20 protein-coding genes are annotated in these 19,875 nt (G+C 32.2%); 13 read left to right on the top strand and 7 right to left on the bottom strand.

Annotated elements, in window-relative coordinates; translation table 11 throughout:
* Positions 1-135 precede the first annotated feature (135 nt).
* From ABHQ57_RS04415 to ABHQ57_RS04440, 6 genes are all read left to right on the top strand, one after another.
* Complete coding sequence (locus ABHQ57_RS04415; RefSeq protein WP_167713029.1) at positions 136-1,104, top strand: M23 family metallopeptidase; 969 nt, start codon at positions 136-138, stop codon at positions 1,102-1,104.
* A gap of 21 nt (positions 1,105-1,125) precedes the next feature.
* Positions 1,126-1,455 (top strand): MerR family transcriptional regulator, encoded by a 330-nt coding sequence (locus tag ABHQ57_RS04420; RefSeq protein WP_047790038.1) that lies wholly within the window; start codon positions 1,126-1,128, stop codon positions 1,453-1,455.
* A 19-nt stretch (positions 1,456-1,474) separates the two neighbouring features.
* Positions 1,475-2,071: a LemA family protein gene (locus ABHQ57_RS04425; protein WP_073182016.1), complete on the top strand. Its 597-nt coding sequence runs from the start codon at positions 1,475-1,477 to the stop codon at positions 2,069-2,071.
* A gap of 4 nt (positions 2,072-2,075) precedes the next feature.
* Positions 2,076-2,513, top strand: a complete 438-nt coding sequence (locus tag ABHQ57_RS04430) for a TPM domain-containing protein (protein WP_073182014.1) — start codon at positions 2,076-2,078, stop codon at positions 2,511-2,513.
* 22 nt (positions 2,514-2,535) lie between these two features.
* Complete coding sequence (locus ABHQ57_RS04435) at positions 2,536-3,384, top strand: YgcG family protein (protein WP_167713031.1); 849 nt, start codon at positions 2,536-2,538, stop codon at positions 3,382-3,384.
* An 86-nt stretch (positions 3,385-3,470) separates the two neighbouring features.
* Entirely contained in the window at positions 3,471-5,174 is a 1,704-nt protein-coding gene (locus tag ABHQ57_RS04440) for an alkaline phosphatase (RefSeq protein WP_167713033.1), read from the top strand.
* A 275-nt stretch (positions 5,175-5,449) separates the two neighbouring features.
* Here ABHQ57_RS04440 and ABHQ57_RS04445 read toward each other — a convergent pair whose 3' ends face one another.
* Genes ABHQ57_RS04445 through ABHQ57_RS04465 form a run of 5 tightly spaced genes read right to left on the bottom strand, consistent with a single transcriptional unit; the run spans position 5,450 to position 11,118 of the window.
* The gene (locus ABHQ57_RS04445; RefSeq protein ID WP_167713035.1) at positions 5,450-5,635 is read right to left on the bottom strand and encodes a hypothetical protein; all 186 of its coding nucleotides are present in this window, start codon (positions 5,633-5,635) and stop codon (positions 5,450-5,452) included.
* Positions 5,629-6,339 (bottom strand): hypothetical protein, encoded by a 711-nt coding sequence (locus tag ABHQ57_RS04450; RefSeq protein ID WP_389862474.1) that lies wholly within the window; start codon positions 6,337-6,339, stop codon positions 5,629-5,631. The genes ABHQ57_RS04445 and ABHQ57_RS04450 overlap by 7 nt, the downstream gene beginning before the upstream one ends.
* 13 nt (positions 6,340-6,352) lie before the next feature.
* The gene (locus ABHQ57_RS04455; RefSeq protein WP_389862477.1) at positions 6,353-7,063 is read right to left on the bottom strand and encodes a hypothetical protein; all 711 of its coding nucleotides are present in this window, start codon (positions 7,061-7,063) and stop codon (positions 6,353-6,355) included.
* Positions 7,064-7,076: 13 nt separating this feature from the next.
* Entirely contained in the window at positions 7,077-7,787 is a 711-nt protein-coding gene (locus ABHQ57_RS04460) for a hypothetical protein (RefSeq protein WP_167712333.1), read from the bottom strand.
* Positions 7,780-11,118, bottom strand: coding sequence for a toxin VasX (locus tag ABHQ57_RS04465; RefSeq protein WP_167713037.1), 3,339 nt, complete (start codon positions 11,116-11,118; stop codon positions 7,780-7,782). The genes ABHQ57_RS04460 and ABHQ57_RS04465 overlap by 8 nt, the downstream gene beginning before the upstream one ends.
* 328 nt (positions 11,119-11,446) lie before the next feature.
* On the opposite strand from ABHQ57_RS04465, the gene ABHQ57_RS04470 reads away from it, so the two are divergent.
* The gene (locus ABHQ57_RS04470; protein ID WP_167713039.1) at positions 11,447-12,301 is read left to right on the top strand and encodes an SdiA-regulated domain-containing protein; all 855 of its coding nucleotides are present in this window, start codon (positions 11,447-11,449) and stop codon (positions 12,299-12,301) included.
* 71 nt (positions 12,302-12,372) lie between these two features.
* Here ABHQ57_RS04470 and ABHQ57_RS04475 read toward each other — a convergent pair whose 3' ends face one another.
* Positions 12,373-12,825, bottom strand: a complete 453-nt coding sequence (locus ABHQ57_RS04475) for a hypothetical protein (RefSeq protein WP_167713041.1) — start codon at positions 12,823-12,825, stop codon at positions 12,373-12,375.
* A gap of 163 nt (positions 12,826-12,988) precedes the next feature.
* Between ABHQ57_RS04475 and ABHQ57_RS04480 the strand changes: the two genes are divergently transcribed.
* The 6 genes from ABHQ57_RS04480 (at position 12,989) to ABHQ57_RS04505 (ending at position 19,438) form a co-directional block, all read left to right on the top strand.
* On the top strand, positions 12,989-14,824 hold the full coding sequence (locus ABHQ57_RS04480) for a tetratricopeptide repeat protein (protein ID WP_167713042.1): 1,836 nt from the start codon (positions 12,989-12,991) through the stop codon (positions 14,822-14,824).
* Between the two features lies 1 nt (position 14,825).
* On the top strand, positions 14,826-15,575 hold the full coding sequence (locus ABHQ57_RS04485; RefSeq protein ID WP_047790718.1) for a LytTR family DNA-binding domain-containing protein: 750 nt from the start codon (positions 14,826-14,828) through the stop codon (positions 15,573-15,575).
* Between the two features lie 92 nt (positions 15,576-15,667).
* The gene (locus tag ABHQ57_RS04490; protein WP_073181980.1) at positions 15,668-16,078 is read left to right on the top strand and encodes a hypothetical protein; all 411 of its coding nucleotides are present in this window, start codon (positions 15,668-15,670) and stop codon (positions 16,076-16,078) included.
* A 33-nt stretch (positions 16,079-16,111) separates the two neighbouring features.
* Entirely contained in the window at positions 16,112-16,753 is a 642-nt protein-coding gene (locus ABHQ57_RS04495) for a hypothetical protein (RefSeq protein WP_167713044.1), read from the top strand.
* Positions 16,754-16,773: 20 nt separating this feature from the next.
* Positions 16,774-17,934, top strand: a complete 1,161-nt coding sequence (locus ABHQ57_RS04500) for a DUF6882 domain-containing protein (protein ID WP_389862485.1) — start codon at positions 16,774-16,776, stop codon at positions 17,932-17,934.
* A gap of 13 nt (positions 17,935-17,947) precedes the next feature.
* Entirely contained in the window at positions 17,948-19,438 is a 1,491-nt protein-coding gene (locus tag ABHQ57_RS04505; RefSeq protein WP_167713047.1) for a M48 family metallopeptidase, read from the top strand.
* Between the two features lie 42 nt (positions 19,439-19,480).
* Here the strand turns inward: ABHQ57_RS04505 and ABHQ57_RS04510 are convergent, their stop codons facing one another.
* Positions 19,481-19,864: a DUF423 domain-containing protein gene (locus ABHQ57_RS04510; protein ID WP_167713049.1), complete on the bottom strand. Its 384-nt coding sequence runs from the start codon at positions 19,862-19,864 to the stop codon at positions 19,481-19,483.
* Between the last annotated feature and the right edge of the window lie 11 nt (positions 19,865-19,875).

Raw genomic sequence — 19,875 nt, forward strand, 5'->3', positions numbered from 1 at the left:
GTTTTGTTAAAATATATTTAAAAAACCTCTTGTAAAAAGAAGTTTTAAAAGATTTTGTAAATTTGTGAGTTTTCAAATTGTACATCCCCTTAGGATGCTTCATTTAAAAAGCACAAAAATAGTACATTTAGCATTATGGCAAAAGTAAAATATTATTATGACCCAGACACTTTATCATATAGAAAGATAGAGGTTAAAAGAAGTGAAAAATATAAGAAAACTATCTTGGGACTACTTAGTTTTTTATTAATTGCTTTTTTCGGTTTTATAGGTTTTAGCCAGTTTTTAATGTCTCCAAAAGAGCGTGCTCAAAAGAGAGAATTAGAAAACTTAAAATTACATTACGAGTTGCTTTCTAAAAAAATGGAAGAAAGTGCTCAAATCTTAACCGATTTACAAGAAAGAGATAACAATATTTATAGAACATACTTTGAGGCAAGTCCAATACCAGAAGAGCAACGAAAAGCAGGTTTTGGTGGTGTAAATAGGTATAAACACTTAGATGGTTTTGATAATAGCTCAATGGTAAAAAAGGTAACAAAAGAGTTAGATATTTTATCAAAGCAAATGGTAGTACAATCTAAATCGTTAGATGAAATTGTTGAGCTAGCTAGAGAAAAAGAAAAAATGTTGGCTTCAATACCTGCTATTCAGCCAGTAAAAAATCAAGATTTAAAAAGAATGGCATCAGGTTATGGTATGCGTTTGCACCCTATATTAAAGTCGTGGCGTATGCATAATGGAATGGATTTTACAGCACCTACGGGTACACCAATTTTTGCATCAGGAAACGGTATTGTAAAAAAAGCACATAGAAGCTCTACTTTTGGTAAAGTAGTTTACATAAACCATGGATATGGTTACGAAACTGTTTATGCTCACATGAGTAAAATACTTGCCAAGAAAGGACAAAAAGTAAAACGTGGTGATTTAATAGGGTATGTAGGAAATACAGGACGTTCTGCAGCACCACATTTACACTACGAAGTACATAAAAATGGTAGACCTGTAAATCCTATTTACTATTACTACGGAGATTTAACTCCAGAAGAATTTGTAGCCATGCAAAAAGCTTCGCAACAAAAAGGTCAGTCGTATGACTAAACACGTAACAAGCTGTGAAAAATGTATGTAGACTTACCCGATAAACGGTATTATAAAATAGGAGAAGTTGCTAAAGCTTTTGGGGTGAATAGTTCACTTATACGATTTTGGGATAAAGAGTTTGAAATTATCAATCCTAAAAAAAATGCCAAAGGCGATCGATTGTTTACACAAGAAGACGTAAAAAACTTTAAAATTATTTACAACCTTGTAAAAGAAAGAGGTTTTACCTTAGATGGCGCAAAACAAAAACTAAAGAAAAACCCAGAAGGAGTCTTAAATAATCAGGAAATTATTAGTAGATTAGAAACTGTAAAAGCAGAATTAATTAAAATTAAAAATCAATTATAATTACAAAAAATCAAGAATTATGAAAAAATGGTTAGTGCCTTTAATTATTATAGGAGTTCTAGTATTTGGAATTTATTCATGGGCAAAAGGATTTTATAATACAGCAGTAACATACCAAGAAGACGCCAAAACTACATGGTCTAATGTAGAGAGTTCTTACCAACGAAGAAACGACTTAATTGGCAACTTAGTAAAAACGGTACAAGGAGCTGCCGATTTTGAAAAAAGCACGTTAACAGACGTAATTAACGCAAGAGCAAAAGCAACCTCAGTAAATATAAATGCAGGAGATTTAACGCCAGAGAAAATGGCACAATTTCAACAAGCACAAACAGGGTTAAGCGGAGCTTTATCTAAGTTATTAGTATCTGTAGAGCGTTATCCAGATATCAAAGCAAATAAAAACTTTTTAGAATTACAAAGTCAGTTAGAAGGAACAGAAAACAGAATTAACGTAGCACGTGATCGTTATAACGAAAGCGTTAATAAATATAACAAGCATATTAAAATGTTTCCTGGTAACTTGCTAGCGGGGATGTTTAACTTAACTGAAATGGCACGTTACAAGGCTGATGCAGGTTCAGAGAATGCGCCTGATGTAGATTTTAAATTCTAACAATATGTCTAACGTAGAAGATTTTCTTACTGCCAAAGAAGAAGAGGAAATCGTTCAGGCTATTCGACAAGCAGAGCGAAATACTTCTGGTGAAATTCGTGTACATATAGAGAGAACTACGGAAGGTTCTCACTACGACCGAGCACTAGAAGTATTTCAAATGCTAAAAATGTTTAATACCCAACAACGAAATGGTGTGTTATTGTACATCGCTGTTGACGATCATAAATTTGTAATTTTTGGCGATGAAGGTATTAACAACGTAGTTCCCGATAACTTTTGGGAAACAACCAAAGAAGCCATCCAAAATCAGTTTAAACAAGGAAACTTTAAACAAGGAATTATAGATGGTGTGCTAAAAGCAGGAAAAGAATTACAAGCTCACTTTCCATGGACTACAGATGATGAAGATGAGCTGAGCAACGAAATTTCAAAAGGCTAAAACCTTCATAGAAGGAAGAAATATGATAAAAAATATAACGTCATTATATAAAAGAACAAACAAGTTACAGAAGGTAAAAGTTGTTCTTTTTTTTATTGCATTTTTATGTGGACACACTCTTTTCTCACAAGGATTTGAAATCCCTGAGACACCTAAAGAGCAAACAAGTGTTTACGATTATATCAATCTTTTATCACCCAGTCAAAAAGCAAGCTTAGAAAATAAGCTAATTAAATATGCCGACACTACTTCAACACAAGTAGTAGTAGCAATTATAAAATCTACTGAAGGAGAAGAAATAGGGTATTTAGCTACCAATTGGGCGCATGAATGGGGAATAGGAGGAAGCAAAGAGCAGGATAACGGAGTGTTCATGTTACTGGCAAAAGACGATCGCAAAATAACCATCCGGACAGGTTATGGAACCGAACATTTATTAACAGATTATGTTTCTCGACAAATTATAGAGTACGACATTATTCCTTACTTTAAACAAGGTGACTATTACGCTGGGTTAAACAGTGGTGTAGATGCTGTTTTTAAAGTAATGAGTGGTGAATACAAAGGTGCTAGAAAACAATCTAAAAAAACAGACTTTAGCTTTATTATCTTTATCATCATTCTGGTAGTATTCTTTATCATTATTTCAAGCGGAAGTAGAGGAAACCGTGGAGGAGGAAGAGGTTATAGAAAATCGGATGTAGCAAGAGGTATTTTAGAAACCATTATTTTAAGCAACGCAGGTAGAGGTGGTTTTGGCGGCGGAAGCTTCGGTGGAGGATCGTCAGGAGGCTTTGGTGGCGGAGGTGGCTTCGGCGGAGGTTTCGGAGGCGGAGGCTTTGGTGGTGGTGGAGCCACAGGAGGCTGGTAGTAACTTCATTTATTTGGTAAAGGTTAGTTAACGTTAAAGCAACGTTGAAATAGTACTTATGCAGGGAAATTAAAAGACCCCTATGTATGAAGACTAACATTAAAAGAAGAAGCTTTTTAAGAAACTCATTATTAGCAACTGGAGGACTACTTTTAGTCTCTAACTTTATTAGTTGTAAAGATGATGATATTGATGAGCTACCTATTCCAGATAACTTAGCAGAGAAAAACTTTGAGCAAGGAGTTGCTAGTTTTGACCCCACAAACTCGCAAGTTATTATCTGGACTCGTTACACCACGCAAAACGCTTCAGCAGCCTTAGTTTGGCAACTCGCAAAAGACAAAAATTTTAAAGAGGTTGTTCGTCAAGCAGAAGTAACTACCGACGCTTCAAGAGATTTTACCGTAGCTGTTGAAATTAAAGACTTAGATGCAGGACAAAAACTATACTACCGTTTTGTAAGTGTTGACGATAAAGCAACATCACCGGTAGGAGAAACCCTAACATTTAGCGAATCAATTAGTGAAGTAAAACTAGCAGTAGCATCTTGTGCAAACTTTGCCTACGGTTACTTTAACGTATATGAAGAAATAAAAAAATCGGATGCAGATGTTGTCATCCACCTAGGAGATTATATATACGAATACGGAGAGAACACTTACGGTTCGTTTAGAACACCAGAACCAAAAGGAGAAATTATTTCGTTAGACGATTATCGTATCCGCTACCGCCAATACCGTTCAGACGGGCAATTAAAAGAATTGCACAGAACCAAACCTTTTATTTGTGTTTGGGATGACCATGAGGTAACTAACGATGCGTATAAAGACGGAGCGGAAAACCATCAAGAAAATGAAGGAAGCTATACTTCAAGAAAACAAAGTGCCTTAAAAGCATATAGCGAATACTTACCTAACATGACGAATTTGGTAGATAATTCAATTATTTACAGAAACTTGAAAATTGGAAGTTTGATAGATTTAATTATGTTAGATACGCGTATTGTTGGTAGAGATAAGCAACTAGAGTATTCAGCGTATTATGATGAAAAAGGAGCGTTTGATGCAGCGGCTTTTCAGCAAGCATGGTTAAACCCACAACGCACCCTTTTAGGAACTACCCAATTAGGATGGTTAGAAAGTGAATTAGCAGCAAGCAATAGTACATGGCAACTAATAGGACAGCAAGTTTTAATGGGAAAAATGTTAGTTCCTGCTGAATTATTAACACTGTTAGCAACAGTGGTGGCAGAAGCATCAGCAACAGGTGGGGCAAGTGAAGCAACTTTTAATCAATTTAAAAAAACGATAACAGAATTAGTAACGATTAAAACAAGAGTTTTACAAAACGACCCTACGTTAACAGCAGAAGAAAAAGCAAGAGTACAAACCGTATTACCATATAACTTAGATGCTTGGGATGGTTATTTTATGGAGAGAGAACGCATTTTAGCGAGCTTTAAAAGTAAAAATGTAGTAGTGCTGGCAGGAGACACTCACAATGCGTGGTATAGTGATTTAAAAGATAATTCTGGAGAAAAAGTAGCCGTAGAGGTAGCTACAAGTTCAGTATCATCACCAGGATTAGAAACTTACTTAGGAGCATCTGCAACAGAATTAGAAGGCGCTTTAGGCTTGTTAATAGACGATTTACAATACAGTAATTTCTCTCAAAGAGGCTATATGAAACTTACAGTAACAGCAGCAGGTATACAAACAGACTGGAACTTTGTTGATACTGTTACCAACAAAACCTATTCAAATAGTATAGGAAAAACAGTAACCTTATAATTACATAACCTGTTGTGCATTTTTGAAGTTTTTAGCCGAAAGAATGTCTGTTCGAGTGATTTTCGATAGAAAATCGTATAGAGAACAACAATCTAAGATGTAAAATTTTATTCTCGATACTAATTTTACGGGTTTTTACCCGCAAAATTCACTCGAATTGACAAATTTTACTCAAAATGTACAAGGTTTACATAGCATTACCAATATATTAAAAGGCTCCTGAATTATTCAGGAGCCTTTTGTATGCTATAAAAGAAATACGAAATCATCTAATGTTATACTTCTTCGGTAGTTGGAGTACTAGATTTAGACCTGTTATCTACTACCAAATTATATTGCTTAGCCAACACATCAATCTCATTAAGTAAGGTTGGGTAGGCTTCATTTTCTGAAAGTGTTGTATGCGCTTCAATATGTAATACAAGTTTTCGAGAGTATATTCTTGTAAAAAAAACTACCATCCCGCCATGCGTCTGCGCTCCGCTTGTTGTTCTTTTGTAAATTCGGGTGTTGGTATAGTACTTTTATACAATGGTCTTGGAAAGCCTAATGCTTTTCTGCGCTCAAAATCTTGCTGTCTGTATGGGTCAAAAGCAGTACCCGGTGGCAAGGGGCGGTTTTTATCCATATACCAGACATACAAGCTCCATTCTTGGTAAGGGTCATCGTAACTAATAGTACGTAAAATATCTATTTTTCGAGGTTTAAAGGTATTTACAAACTTTAGTTTTTCATCACCTGGAGCACCATCAATATCTCCACTAATAGAGATTACAGCTTTTAGTTCTGAAAACTTACCTTGTAAAGGTTTGCTATAAAAAAAATCAGGATAACTAACCGTACCATTTAACCTGTCTAATACCAACTCTTTATGTTTGCTTTTAACTGTAAGACGATAAAGAAATAAAAAGGAACCGACTAATATCATCAAAACAGAGAAAGAACCGTAATAAATATCTATATCATTACTATTCAATAACCAAATCCCACAAAATATACCAAGTAACCCAAAAAAAACATATACTTTTGGTAGTCCCATTTGATTTACTTTATAAAACTTATCAGTAGCTTCTTTAACTAACACTCCTTTGTTTGGGAAAACATCTTCTTTATTAACCAAGGTAGGTTGAGTTAAGATTTTAAAAGGTTGGTGGTGTTTACTCATTTTTTACAACTATTTACCATCCTGCAATGCGTCTGCGCTCCGCTTGTTGCTCTTTCGTAAATTCAGGTGTTGGTATAGTACTTTTATACAATGGTTTTGGAAAGCCTAATGCTTTTCTGCGCTCAAAGTCTTGTTGTCTGTATGGGTCAAAAGCAGTACCCGGTGGCAAGGGGCGGTTTTTATCCATATACCAGACATACAAGCTCCATTCTTGGTAAGGGTCATCGTAACTAATAGTACGTAAAATATCTATTTTTCGAGTTTTAAAGGTATTTACAAACTTTAGTTTTTCATCACCTGGTGCACCATCAATATCTCCACTAATAGAGATTACCGCTTTTAGTTCTGAAAACTTACCTTGTAAAGGTTTGCTATAAAAAAAATCAGGATAACTAACCGTACCATTTAACCTGTCTAATACCAGCTCTTTATGTTTGCTTTTAACTGTAAGACGATAAATAAATAAAAAGGAACCTATTAAAATTAAGGAATATGTTTGAAAATATTCCCAAAATCCAATATGTTCATATCTTAAAAGAACTAACCCAAAACCTAGTATAAGTAACCCAAAAAAACCATATACTTTTGGTAGTCCCATTTGATTTATTTTATAAAACTTATCAGTAGCTTCTTTAACTAACACTCCTTTGTTTGGGTAAACATCTTCTACATTTACCAAAGTAGCTTGAGTTAAAATTTTAAAAGGTTGGTGGTGTTTACTCATTTTTTACAACTATTTACCATCCTGCAATGCGCCTACGCTCTGCTTGTTGTTCTTTCGTAAATTCGGGTGTTGGTATGGTACTTTTATACAAAGGTCTTGGAAAGCCTAATGCTTTTCTGCGCTCAAAGTCTTGTTGTCTGTATGGGTCAAAAGCAGTACCCGGTGGCAAGGGGCGGTTTTTATCCATATACCAGACATACAAGCTCCATTCTTGGTAAGGGTCATCGTAACTAATAGTACGTAAAATATCTATTTTTCGAGGTCTAAAGGTATTTACAAACTTTAGTTTTTCATCACCTGGAGCACCATCAATATCTCCACTAATAGAGATTACAGCTTTTAGTTCTGAAAACTTACCTTGTAAAGGTTTTCCATAAAACGAATCGGGGTAACTAACAGTACCATTTAACCTGTCTAATACCAATTCTTTATGTTTGCTTTTAACTGTAAGACGATAAATAAATAAAAAGGAACCTATTAAAATTAGAGAATAATATGCAATATAGCTTCCAAAGCTAATAGTTTTAAGAGTTAAACCAAAAGAACCTATAAATATACCAAGTAACCCAAAAAAACCATATACTTTTGGTAACGTCATTTCATCTGTTCTATAAAACTTATCGTTAGCTTCTTTAATAACATATTTTCTACTAGGATATACTCTTTCTACATTTACCAAAGTAGGTTGAGTTAAAATTTTAAAAGGTTGGTGATGTTTACTCATTTTTAGGGGTGTAAGTATGTATATGATGTAAATATTCTAATTCAAAAATAGTATTTTTATGTGCAACTTGTTCGTGAGTTAGTATATTCGGTTTAACGCTTGTATTATTATTTTTATGGGGTGCAAAGTGTGTTTTATAACTTAGCCATTTATAGGTATTGACCATAATAGCCATATCTTGTTGCGCAATAGTAAAATGTATAAATTTATAACGTGCTTTGTTTTTAAGTGGTGCAGGACTATAATCATTCGTTGCTACATCGTTTATTACACGAACTGCTAATAAAATTTCTGCATTGGCATATTCATGCCCACCAAAATAAAAATAACTATTATTATTTGGGTAATAACGATATGCCTGTGGTACTTGAAATTCGATAGTACATTTGGGTATGGGTTGGTTTTTTCTAAAGTTGTAAGGGTCAGGTTTAGGAAAATCGAAGAGAAATGTATCAATTTCAACACGCTTGCCATTAGCCTTAATACCATAAGGATAATACCAAGCTTTAACATCTAAATCATCAGGGCTTTGTACAACGCTTGTTGTAAAAATATTGGCTTTAAAAGTATTGCAAAAAATACTAAAGATATCTGCTTTTGAGTTATAATGTCTGTTTATAATACGTTCTACTTCTTCATGTGATACTAATGCTTCTCGCTGAATAACCATACCAAAAAATAAATCGCTTAACTCTACAAAAGCAACTTCAAGGTCTTTAAATTGTTGGTATTTATTAGGGTCACCCGTAATAGCATTTTCAATATTACCCAATAGGCGTTGCTTGTAATCATAAGAAAGTTCATTGTATTTTGGCAACAGCGTGTAATCGCTTAACGGAAAGTTTTTAAAATAGGCCTCTAATTGTGTATCGGTAAAATATTTTTGATTTAGATACACTAATAATAAAATTCCTCCACCAATTAAAAGTGCCGGCACAAAACCTAAAGCGAAAAAACCTGAAAAGCCAAGTTCTACAACAGCCGCAGAAATATCTGCCGCTAAAAACACTCCTGAAAGCCCTACAATACCCGAGTTAACAAGCATTGCATCATAATCACGATTTACAAACGAATTATAAGTTTTTGCAGAACCTTTAAAAACACTGATAAATGAACTTACTATGGTTAAGCCACTTACGGTTACTTTAAATATTTTAGCTTCTCTTCCAATTAATACCTTTTCATATACTTTAGTATCTTTAGCAAGGCGTCCTAAAGCAGCAGATAGTTTAACACTTGACAAAATTAGTTTATTGAAATTAGCATCACTTTTATCTTGTCTCCATTTATTAATGGCTTCCATTAAAAAGAAACTTTCTACCACTAAAATAACACCTGCTAGTGCCCCTGATTCATTAAATCGTATCGCTTCTGCTTCAAAGCGTTTAGGTAAGTTTTTAAGGTTTATGGTTACTTTACCGTCTTTTATAAATTGTTCGGTAGTTTTAAGGTTCATTCGCTGTTCATACTCTAAATGCCAACTATTTTTGTGCCTTTTAAGATTAACATCTACTCCATTGAGTTTGTTTGCAAGTTCTTTACCTTCTTTTACAAGAAATTCGTCAAACTGTGCAATAGGTTTAAATACAAATGTTGGTACACCTTTGTTTCTAAAATAAGAAATTCTACCACTTATTTTTTTTGAAACATAACCAGGCTCAAAATCTCCGTGTTTAGCATAAGCTTTAAACATTTTACGCATAACACTTGATGTTTTACCTACGAGGCTTAACCTTGCCATGTTATGAATATCAATTGTTTTTTCGAGTAACTCTACAGAGCTTTTAAAAACTTCGGGTTTATCTTCTAGCGTTTTATTAATATAGTTTAACCATTTGTCTTTGTTAGGTTTAAATACTGTATTCAAATCTAAATGATTGTCATAAATATTAGGGTATTCACCTAAAACAATAAAATGGTCTAATGTTAATTCTTTACCATCTTCAATTACATCAACAATACTATTAGAATAGTTTTTTTTAGCTTTTTGATAAGAATCAGCAAGCATTACATTACCTAAATCGTTTCGATAATTATTTATTATCTCTCGTTGTTCTTTACGTTCTTTAACGGCTAATATTTTTTCTACTTTCTCTCGCTTAACACCTTCTTTATCGGTTGATATTTTTTGCAAAATTCTACCTAATGAAGGAATACCATAAAGTGGAATATCAGTAGAATCGTATGTTTCTATATTTTTTTTATCATTATATACAAAATCATATGTTGCTTGTGCTAAACGATGTAAATACACATGTTGCTTTATGTGTTTTTCTGAATGTTTGGTTAAACTCTTCTTATAATATAAGTGATTAAAAACGTTTTCTGTTGTGTTTCCTGTTTCTAATGCAGCAACAATAGATTTGAGTCTAGTTACTTCTCTTTGTACCCCAAAACAAATATCATTGACACAACCAATGGGGTCAGTTAAGGTAATAAAGAGGTCTTCAAGTAACTCGTTATCTCCACTTTTTTCTTGTTGCTTTTCATCTGCTGCAATACTGTATAAAATATCTTTGTATTTGTGAGCCATAGGATGACTATTAGGCACAACAATACTGGTTTCTTTATAATGTGTTACAGCTGCATCTTTCGATTCTTTGTTTTTGGGCAGTCCTTTGCACACAAATTTAGTGGTACATTGTTCGGCTCTTTTTTCGGCACTGGTTAAAATTTCATTAACGTATTTAACACTCCATTGTACAGGTGAATAAGCTAAACAATATGTTTGCTCGTTAGATTGGAGTATTTTATACATTAACTTTTTTCCTGTAGCTTTACGAATATCTAGATATTTTCCATCTTCTTTATTTCTTTCCCATTCAATTTCTTCAAACATCCCAAACTCATCAACTTTAAATTCTTTAAAATCATCTTTTGGGTTCTTCTCATTAATCATATATACATACCCTGAACGTAATGGGGTTCTAGCTATATAAAAATTCTCAAGTTTGGGGAGTTTAATTGTGTTTTCAAGAACTACCTCACCTAAAGGAATTGTAACTTTTTGAGTATTGTGGTTTTTTGTAGTATTGTTAGTTTCTTTTTCTTTAACTACTTTACCAATTGCCGGTTTTTTATTTTGATCTAAAAAGATACTATTATAAAACTCTTGTGTGTCAGGTGAATGATAGGTAGATGTTTTATGGTCTACATTATAGTCAAACAAGCCAAAACGTAAAAAGTGTAATCTAACACCTTGTGGTTCCGTTATAATTGAGGGTTGTTCTTTACTGCTAATTTCATTGTAATGAGCAGTAAAACTGTAGGTAGTAATTTTTTGACAGGAGTCTTTTTGTTGCGTTTTTTCTAATGCAATGTTTTCTTTCATAATTTATTATTTTCTTTTTTTTTTCATGTTTTTTGCATAGCAAAAACATGACCATAGCAATAATAGCTACAGCATAGCACAGGGGGAGAATATTTTTTTTGGATTACAATTTTTCAAAAAAGCACGCTAGCAATTTTTTAAATAAGTACTCTTTTGATGTTTCAAATGTATAGATAGAAAGTTTATTAATCAAAAAAAGTTTGTTTTTTTATAAATAATGTTGTTTTTGTTAAAGGAATTCATGTGTTATAAAGAGATGAGGTGTTTCGGACGGAAGAAAGAATTTTAACATAAATCTTTTTATTTTTACAGCTACAAAACTTATGATATGAAAAAGCTAGTTCTTTTATTATTAACCATTTTATTAATTACCAGCTGTACCAATTATGGGCAACTGAAGCTAGTATCGTACTTATCGGAAGATTTAAAAGAAGTTTCTGGAGTAGAGAAAAGTAACGACTTAAATGTACTATGGATGCATAACGACAGTGGTAATGCAGCGGAATTATTTAAAGTTAGTACGCAAGGGAAAATTTTACAAAAAAGAGCATTAGCAGTAAAAAATCACGATTGGGAAGACATAACTTCTGATACCAATGGAAACATATACATCGCCGATTTTGGTAACAATAATAACAAAAGAAAGAACTTAGTAATTCTAAAAATTAAGGAAGAAGAATTGCTAAAAGGAGACAATGTTGAGGTAGAAAAAATACAATTTTCATATCCCAATCAAACTAAGTTTCCGCCCAAAAAGAAAGACCGTTTTTTTGATGCAGAATCGTTAATTTATAAAGATGGGTTTCTGTATATTTTTACCAAAAGTAGGGTTAAAAATAAGCAAGGTAAAACAATGTTGTATAAAGTTCCGGCAACAAAAGGAGAGTATACTGCTAAATATATTTCCGAGTATACAAACTGCGATGCTTTACATTGTGCAATTACAGCAGCAGCAATATCTCCTGATAAACAAAAAGTAGTTTTGTTAACACATCAATCCGTATTAGTATATGCCAATTTTAAAGAAGATGATTTTTTTAGCGGAGATGTAAAAGAGTATTCATTTAACCATGTTTCTCAAAAAGAAGGGGTTACTTTTAAAAATAATACAACGCTTTACATAACTGATGAAGCCGCTAAAGGAGGAAACAGCAAGCTATATGAATTTGTAATAAAAGATTAAAAAAAACAGTTACCAAAGCTATGTGCAATGATAACTGAAAAAGGGGAGGGGAATTGTATTTTTTTAAATACTTACACGTAATCTATTTGCCTAGAATAACCCGCATTTATAGCCAATAAAATGGAATCTTCTCGGCTAAAACTAAACGGAATAACAGAGCTTAAAGGTTCTTCAAGCTTCTCTTCTATTGTTTGTTTAGATAACATTAAAGCCTGCTCTACCAATTTATGATATTCGGTTATAAAGTATTTTTTAGGTAAGTTTTCAAACTTAGCAACATCAAAATCATAAAATTTAGTTCTTGTAATAGCTTTGTATTCTTGGTTGTTATGTATAAACAAATAAGTAAGATCAACGTGAATAGTAGTATTAGCACCACTAGGATCATCTGGCCAATTATAAATTAATAAGTAGGCTCCATCAATACTAACTTTAGGTTTAGAAATCTCTTCAATCTTTTCAAAACTTGTTAAATCACAAGATCCTGTTTTAATAACTTCTTCTATAGTTTCAACTGTACTCATTTTTATCATTTTATTTTAGTCAAATATCTTAGAAAATAGATTTTTGTTTTATAAATGTTTTGTATGCGTAGATGTTAATTTTATAAGTGCTTTGTTAAAGTGAATGAGATGAAGGCAGAATAAAAATATATAACTACTTTAGTTGCTTAATTTTTTACAGAAAATGTTTTTGGTAACCAGAACCAACTTTTTATACGCTATTAGTATTTGTGTTTTTTTTGCAGCTTGTACGAAAAATAAAGTAGATAAAAAACTACAAGAATATTTATATACTATTGATAGCATTTCTCAGCAAAAACCCAATGAAGGGTTAAGAAAAATTGATAGTTTATTAGAAAAGAAACAAAATTCTAAAAACGAAGCGCTATTATTATTTAGTAAAGGAGAATTATTTTACTTAAACGATAAATTAGTAGAGGCTAAAAATATTCATTTAGAAACGTATAGGTTATTTACAAAACTAAAAGACGATTATAATAAAGGTAGGAGCTTAATAACATTAAGTGCTACTTGTATGAAATTAAATGAGCTAGAGGAGGCTCAGAAGTACGCATTAGAAGCTTTAGAAATAGGAAAAAAAATAAAAAATACAAGGTTACAAGCCAAGGCAAATAATCAGCTATTCAATCTTCATTTTATATTAAAAGACTACGAACAGGCATTGTTTTACATAAAAAGGTCTGAAGAATTATTTACCGATCCAAATGATCCTAATTCAATTATAGCAATTAAAAGTAATATTGCAGGTGTCTATTTAATGTTAAAGCAATATAACAAAGCCCTAGAACAATTTTCAGAGGCATTGGCTTTGGGTGAGTCTGCAAAAGACCCTAAGACGATTGTAAGTGTTCTTAATAATATTGGATATACGTATTTGGAAGCAAAACGTTTTGAAGAATCGGAGAAGTTCTTACGAGGAGCAGTAAAACTTAACCAAAAAATTAAAACAATTAACGGAGCTCCGTATAAAGGATTAGGAACCCTTTTTTTGGTAACGAATAGGTTAGATTCGGCAGCAGTGAATTATAATAAGGCAATGTCAATCTACAAAAGTAAAAACAACCTTTCAGAAGAAGTAGAAATACGAGATAAATTAATATCAATAGCCATACTTAAAAAACAGTATGAAGTAGCACTTAACCATCAAATTATACGAGATAGTATTGAGGTGGTAAAAAATAAAAAACAAAATAAAAAACTACTTCATTTTGCCAATGTAAACTATAAAATAAAAGAAAAAGAAATAGCGTTAACACATCAAAAAGAAATAAATAAACAAAATTGGTGGTTAGGAATTAGTGTAATTGTTTCGTTGGTACTTATTTTAATTATAGCATTGTTTATTGGATATAATAATAAATTAAGAGCAGCCAATAAAGCATCTAAATTAGAACAGCGATTGCTTAGAGCCCAAATGAATCCACACTTTATATTCAACACCTTAGCGGCGATACAAAACATAACGTTAGAAGGAAACCCAGTAAAATCTTCAAACTATATAGCTAAGTTTTCAAAACTCATTCGACAAAATTTTGATTATGTTCGAAAAGAAGAAATTAGTTTAGAAGAAGAACTAGCTATGATTTCTAACTATATAGATACACAGCAATTACGCTTTAACAATAGTTTTAGTTATCACATACATATTTCTGAAAACTGTGATACAAAACAAGTAAAAGTACCTCCAATGCTATTACAACCTTTTGTAGAAAATGCTATTGAATATGGTTTGAAAGAAAAGAAATCAGGAGGAATATTGAGTCTCAATATTCGAAAAACAGCACAAGAGCTGTTTTTTGAAATAGAAGATAACGGAGTAGGAAGAGAACAAAAAAAGAGTCAAGAAAAAATAGCAAAAGATTTACACGCTACCGATATTTTTATTGAAAGACTACAGATAAGAAATAAAGGGGAAGAAAAATCTTTTACAATAGAAGATTTACACGATAATGATGGAAACCCATCAGGAACAAAAGTTGTATTTAAATTAAAGTTATAAAATGATAAAGGCTGCTATAATAGAAGATGAGTTTAATGCGCTAAACACTTTAACAAAGCTGTTGCAATACACGCAAAAAGATATAGAAATTGTCGCTAAAATTGATAATGTAGATGAAGCTATAGATTTTTTAAGTAACAACAATCTAGACTTGGTTTTTATAGATATTGAGTTGATTGGTGGAAATGCTTTTCAAATATTAGAAGCTTTAGAAACCATAAACTTTAAAATGATTTTTACCACAGCTTACGATGAGTTTGCGATAAAAGCAATTAAGTTTGATACGGTAGATTATTTATTAAAGCCTATAGATTCTGATGAGTTAAATGCTTGTATAGGTCGTTTTAGAACTGAATTTGAAAAAGATAAAAAATATACACAAGCACTACATAAAATAAGTGAATTAGATAAAAAAGAAGCTCAAAAAACATTGCTTATTAAAACTACTGAAGAGCAACATTTTTTGCATGTAGATGATATTGTACGTTGCCAATCTGATGGAAGTTATACCGTTTTTTATACTACAGATAAAAAAATAATGAGTGCTAGAAACTTAAAGTATTATGAAAATATTTTAAGCACGCACGCCTTTGCTAGGGTACACCAATCTCACTTAATCAATATAAAATATTTAGCTTCGGTAAGTGCCAATACAGTTAAATTATCAAGTGGTGAAAACGTTCCTTTATCATCAAGAAAGAAGACGTATTTAAAGCAGTTTTTAGAGAACTTTAATACGAATACAAAATAGAAAGTAACACATATAAAACTCATTAAAAGAGTACTAAAGTTCCCTGTAATTTTGAGGTAAATAATAGAAAGTAACCTTAAAAAAACAATCATATGGGACTTAAAGAAAAAAGATTTACAAAAGCTTTTCAAGAAGAAAAATATCCTGCATTAAAAGAACAAATAAACAATGCAGCAGGTTTTGATGTAACAATAGATGTAGAGTGGGACACTATGTTTGAAGATAAGTTTTTACACTTATATGATGATAGTTACCCTAAAATTTACTTCCAACCACTTATTGATGCTTTTTCAGCCATAGCAACTGATGATATGGGAAAAGAAGCATTAGCAGAATCGTTAAAGAAAGTGGTTATTACCAACAAAGACGATCACCACAACCCAACGCATGCTTATACTTTTGAAGAAGGAGTTTTACAAGTAAACCATAGCCCAATTTTAAACGCAGATAAAGTTCAAGACAGAACAGATGCACTTGTTGATTTATTAGAAAACAACTTATAGTCTAATAAGATATAACAAAAAATAAAAATTGCTATGGAAACAGATTATATCAATCAATTTAAAGCGCAATCGCCAGCGGCTATAATTCAAGATATGTTTAATGAAAAGAAACAACTAAAAGTTGCTTTGTCATTAAAAAATGGAGTTTATATAGAAGGTTTTGTGGTTGATGTTGCTAAGGAAGAATACCAAACATTTGTGTGTATGAAAACCGAAGAACAAGAAGTATTGTTTTTCGACCTCCAAGAAGTATCCGTTTTACGAATTAAACACCCTAAAAAAATAGCTGTTTCTTTATCTAAAGGAAGTATCAGTCGCCCGTTAGGAGAGGAGCCCATAAGTACTTTACAATTAAAAAGATGGATTGTAGAGCAAGAATCGTTGCTAGATGCAACAATCAACTTATCGTTAGAAAAATCAGTATTGCAAGAAGCAAACGCTCGATTAAATAGTAAAGATGTTATTGCAAGTTTGTTAAAAGCAAAACAATTAATAATAGAGGATGAAATGGGATTAGCTGCATGGAAAGAAATAAAAACTGTAGCTATTACTAATACAGAAAAATTGCAGGTAAGTAAAGAAGGAAATGTATTAAAAATTGATATTGAAATTACCAAAGCTCTACCAAAAGAGTTAGAGCATCTTTTTGTTGAAAAGATAGAAGAAATATTGTAGAATACTAAAATTATTAAAAAATGGGTCTTAAAGAAAAAAGAGCAGTTCAAACATTTAAAAACGAATCATTTCCAGCATTAGAAGCGGAAATAAACAATAAAGCAGGATTTAATGTATCATTAAACATAGCATGGGATACGTTGGTAGAGGATAAGTTTTCTCACCTTTACAATGATACGTTTCCAAAAATATATTTTCAACCGTTAATTGAAGCAATCAAAGCTGTAAACATTGATGAAATTGGGAGAGAATTGCTAAAAAATGGATTAAAAGAAGTAAAAATTGTTAATGAAAATAACGAGCACAATTTAGAAAGAGCAATCACTTTTGTAGATGGGGTGTTAACTATTAATCACAGCCCAATTATGAATGCAGATAAGGTGGAAGAAAAAACAGAAAGAATTGTACACCTTTTAGAAACTCATTTAGAAGAATTTGCAGGAAGTGAAGCTAGTGTTGAAAGTACAGAAAACCCAAATAATATTGTAGGAGGGAAGGTAGATAACACTATAAAGTTGAGCTTACCTCAGTTGCACAACCAATATGTAGCTTTAGCTTTTGAAAAGCAAGATAACTTAGCAGATATTGTTGAGGATTTACCTTGGACTTGTGATATGCTTCAAGGAACGGTAACCTACGGTGATTTAACTTTTAAAATGCAGGTATTAGGAACCTACTCTCACAATGAAAAATCATGGTTATGGGCTTGGGCAAATAAACAAAGCGGTATTCCAGAACAATTTTTAGAAGCTTCATTACAAATGAAAGCTCTAGGAGAACGCCATGGAATAGAAGACTTACTTTCCTCAAAAATAGAAACAGAACACGATCCAGGACATTATTTCTCATTCGTAGCAACAGGAGTAAATCAGGCAAGTTGTTATGCACCATTACCTTTTAAAGGGCTTACTGTGTATGTATTATTATATACGGATATAGTTGATGAAAAAGAGATAAACATTCCTGCTTTAATTTGTTCACACTTCTCAAAAACAACTACTCGTATGGATTTTGAACATAAGCATGCATTGTTTTGCTATTTAGTTCAAAAAGGATATGAAGTTGAGGTATCAGGAAATAATATCGTTGCTAAAAAAGGAGAAGATCAAATTTTAGGAATTTTTGACCTAAAAGGAAGATTATTAAAGTTGTCTAACTCAACAGTTCCTGTAGGAGCTTAAAAAAAGAAAAAGTATGTATCAATCTACCACACTATCAGAATTAGAAAAAGAGCATCAAGACGCATTAACTCAGGCGCAAAATAAGATGATGGAAGATTTGAATCTTGCACAACAGAACGGTGATAACGATTTAATTCACCAAGCAAGTGTTCATTTTCAAAACGTAGCTAAAGAATTAGCAGAACAATACACTAAACGTATTGAAGAAATTAACGAGTTAAACCTTAAAAATGTAACAGAAAACATTCAAGAGGTGTATGATAATTCTAGAGCAGATATTGACTTAAACGCATTGGTATATGACGGTGATCGTGATTACGTTTTAGAGTTTCAAGAAGATGAGTTAATTCAAAAAACCTTAGAAAGAATAAAAGAAAACAATCCAGTTTTTAAATCGAGAAGACATTTGTTGAAATCAAGTTTACGATTAACAAAAATGTTAGCTCCAGTGCTTCACGAAATTGGAGAACATTGTAAAGAGGTTTTAAAATTGAAAGCTGATATTGAGTTTTTTGTGTATCAGAACGATAAATTCAATGCGTCATGTTATCCGCCAGATGAAGATAAACTGTATATTATTTTAACTTCAGGAATTTTAGAACGTTTTACAAAAGACGAGTTAGCTTTTGTCATTGGTCATGAAATAGGGCATGTATTGTTTGAACACTTTAATTATCCAGTAAAACATATTTTAGACGAAGGTGCAAACGATTTAGCGCCAATTCATGCGATGAAGTTATATGCATGGAATCGTAACGCTGAAATTAGTGCAGATAGAGCTGGCTTATTATGCTGTAAGAGTTTTGAGGCAGCAGCGAGAACATTCTTTAAGCTATCGTCTGGAGTAACTTCTGATTCTTTAGATTTTAAACTAAACGAGTATATCAATCAGTTTTCAGATTTAGAAGAAGTTTTAAATGATGACACACACGATCCGTCAGATTGGTATAGCAGTCACCCGTTTAGTCCACTTCGTATTAAAGCTTTAGAGTTATTCAATAAGAGTAAAACGTATGAGTTATTCAACCCTGAAGTTAAAGGAGAAATAACAGAGGAAGCGATGGAGCTAGAAATACAACGAATTATGTCGTTAATGGAACCAGAAGACTTAGGAAATGAAACTGAGCATTCAGAAAAAATTCAACGTTTTATGTTCTTAGGTGGTTATATGATTTCAAAGGCAGATGGCGTTGTGGATGATTCTGAAATACAGGCGTTGAGTAGTGTGGTGTCTCCATCGGTTTTTGCTCAGTGTATGTTAACTATTAAAGGATTAACAGAGCAAGATATTATTGATGAAATTATAGCTTTGGCTAAAGAATTAGATATCGTAATTTCTGTGATGCAAAAATTAAATATTCTAAGAGATTTATCTATTATTTCTTATGCGGATGGAAGCATAGATGCTTCAGAAGTTGAGGTGCTATATAACTTAGCAAAGCAACTATATATAAAAACTGAATTTATTGATAGAATTATCAGTGACGCACAAGGCGTTGATTAATAACATAATTTTTGTTTACCATGCTAGCCAAACTATACATATTTAACTGTGTATGGTTTGGCTTATGTTATATATTAAAAGAACCCATCCAACAATAAGTAGTAGACCTCCTAAAGGAGTAATAGGACCTAAAAAGGTCATTTTTTTACCTTTAGCGCCAGATAATACTAAACCATAAATGCTAAAGGAAAACAGTATAATTCCAATTAGAAAAGCGTAATATACTGCTGAGCTAGGTGCGTCAAAATAACTTCCAACGAATAATAAAACGAGTGCATGATACATTTGATATTTTACACCCGTTTCAAATGATTTTAGTTGTTCCTCGGTTAAAATTTTCTTTAAGGCATGTGCTCCAAAAGCTCCAAATATTACAGCAAGCATACCAAATAAAGTTCCTGTAATTAATACAATTTGTTGTGTCATGTTTTTTAAGA

The sequence above is a fragment of the Tenacibaculum sp. ZH5_bin.1 genome (genome assembly GCF_042865525.1).
In the GTDB taxonomy this organism is placed as follows: Bacteria; Bacteroidota; Bacteroidia; order Flavobacteriales; family Flavobacteriaceae; genus Polaribacter; species Polaribacter mesophilus.

Excerpts from the sequence above, each read along its gene's own strand:
- ABHQ57_RS04415 (WP_167713029.1), top strand. The coding sequence starts at position 136 with ATGGCAAAAGTAAAATATTATTATGACCCAGACACTTTATCATATAGA.
- ABHQ57_RS04420 (WP_047790038.1), top strand. The coding sequence starts at position 1,126 with ATGTATGTAGACTTACCCGATAAACGGTATTATAAAATAGGAGAAGTT.
- ABHQ57_RS04425 (WP_073182016.1), top strand. The coding sequence starts at position 1,475 with ATGAAAAAATGGTTAGTGCCTTTAATTATTATAGGAGTTCTAGTATTT.
- ABHQ57_RS04430 (WP_073182014.1), top strand. The coding sequence starts at position 2,076 with ATGTCTAACGTAGAAGATTTTCTTACTGCCAAAGAAGAAGAGGAAATC.
- ABHQ57_RS04435 (WP_167713031.1), top strand. The coding sequence starts at position 2,536 with ATGATAAAAAATATAACGTCATTATATAAAAGAACAAACAAGTTACAG.
- ABHQ57_RS04440 (WP_167713033.1), top strand. The coding sequence starts at position 3,471 with ATGAAGACTAACATTAAAAGAAGAAGCTTTTTAAGAAACTCATTATTA.
- ABHQ57_RS04445 (WP_167713035.1), bottom strand. The coding sequence starts at position 5,635 with ATGGTAGTTTTTTTTACAAGAATATACTCTCGAAAACTTGTATTACAT.
- ABHQ57_RS04450 (WP_389862474.1), bottom strand. The coding sequence starts at position 6,339 with ATGAGTAAACACCACCAACCTTTTAAAATCTTAACTCAACCTACCTTG.
- ABHQ57_RS04455 (WP_389862477.1), bottom strand. The coding sequence starts at position 7,063 with ATGAGTAAACACCACCAACCTTTTAAAATTTTAACTCAAGCTACTTTG.
- ABHQ57_RS04460 (WP_167712333.1), bottom strand. The coding sequence starts at position 7,787 with ATGAGTAAACATCACCAACCTTTTAAAATTTTAACTCAACCTACTTTG.
- ABHQ57_RS04465 (WP_167713037.1), bottom strand. The coding sequence starts at position 11,118 with ATGAAAGAAAACATTGCATTAGAAAAAACGCAACAAAAAGACTCCTGT.
- ABHQ57_RS04470 (WP_167713039.1), top strand. The coding sequence starts at position 11,447 with ATGAAAAAGCTAGTTCTTTTATTATTAACCATTTTATTAATTACCAGC.
- ABHQ57_RS04475 (WP_167713041.1), bottom strand. The coding sequence starts at position 12,825 with ATGAGTACAGTTGAAACTATAGAAGAAGTTATTAAAACAGGATCTTGT.
- ABHQ57_RS04480 (WP_167713042.1), top strand. The coding sequence starts at position 12,989 with ATGTTTTTGGTAACCAGAACCAACTTTTTATACGCTATTAGTATTTGT.
- ABHQ57_RS04485 (WP_047790718.1), top strand. The coding sequence starts at position 14,826 with ATGATAAAGGCTGCTATAATAGAAGATGAGTTTAATGCGCTAAACACT.
- ABHQ57_RS04490 (WP_073181980.1), top strand. The coding sequence starts at position 15,668 with ATGGGACTTAAAGAAAAAAGATTTACAAAAGCTTTTCAAGAAGAAAAA.
- ABHQ57_RS04495 (WP_167713044.1), top strand. The coding sequence starts at position 16,112 with ATGGAAACAGATTATATCAATCAATTTAAAGCGCAATCGCCAGCGGCT.
- ABHQ57_RS04500 (WP_389862485.1), top strand. The coding sequence starts at position 16,774 with ATGGGTCTTAAAGAAAAAAGAGCAGTTCAAACATTTAAAAACGAATCA.
- ABHQ57_RS04505 (WP_167713047.1), top strand. The coding sequence starts at position 17,948 with ATGTATCAATCTACCACACTATCAGAATTAGAAAAAGAGCATCAAGAC.
- ABHQ57_RS04510 (WP_167713049.1), bottom strand. The coding sequence starts at position 19,864 with ATGACACAACAAATTGTATTAATTACAGGAACTTTATTTGGTATGCTT.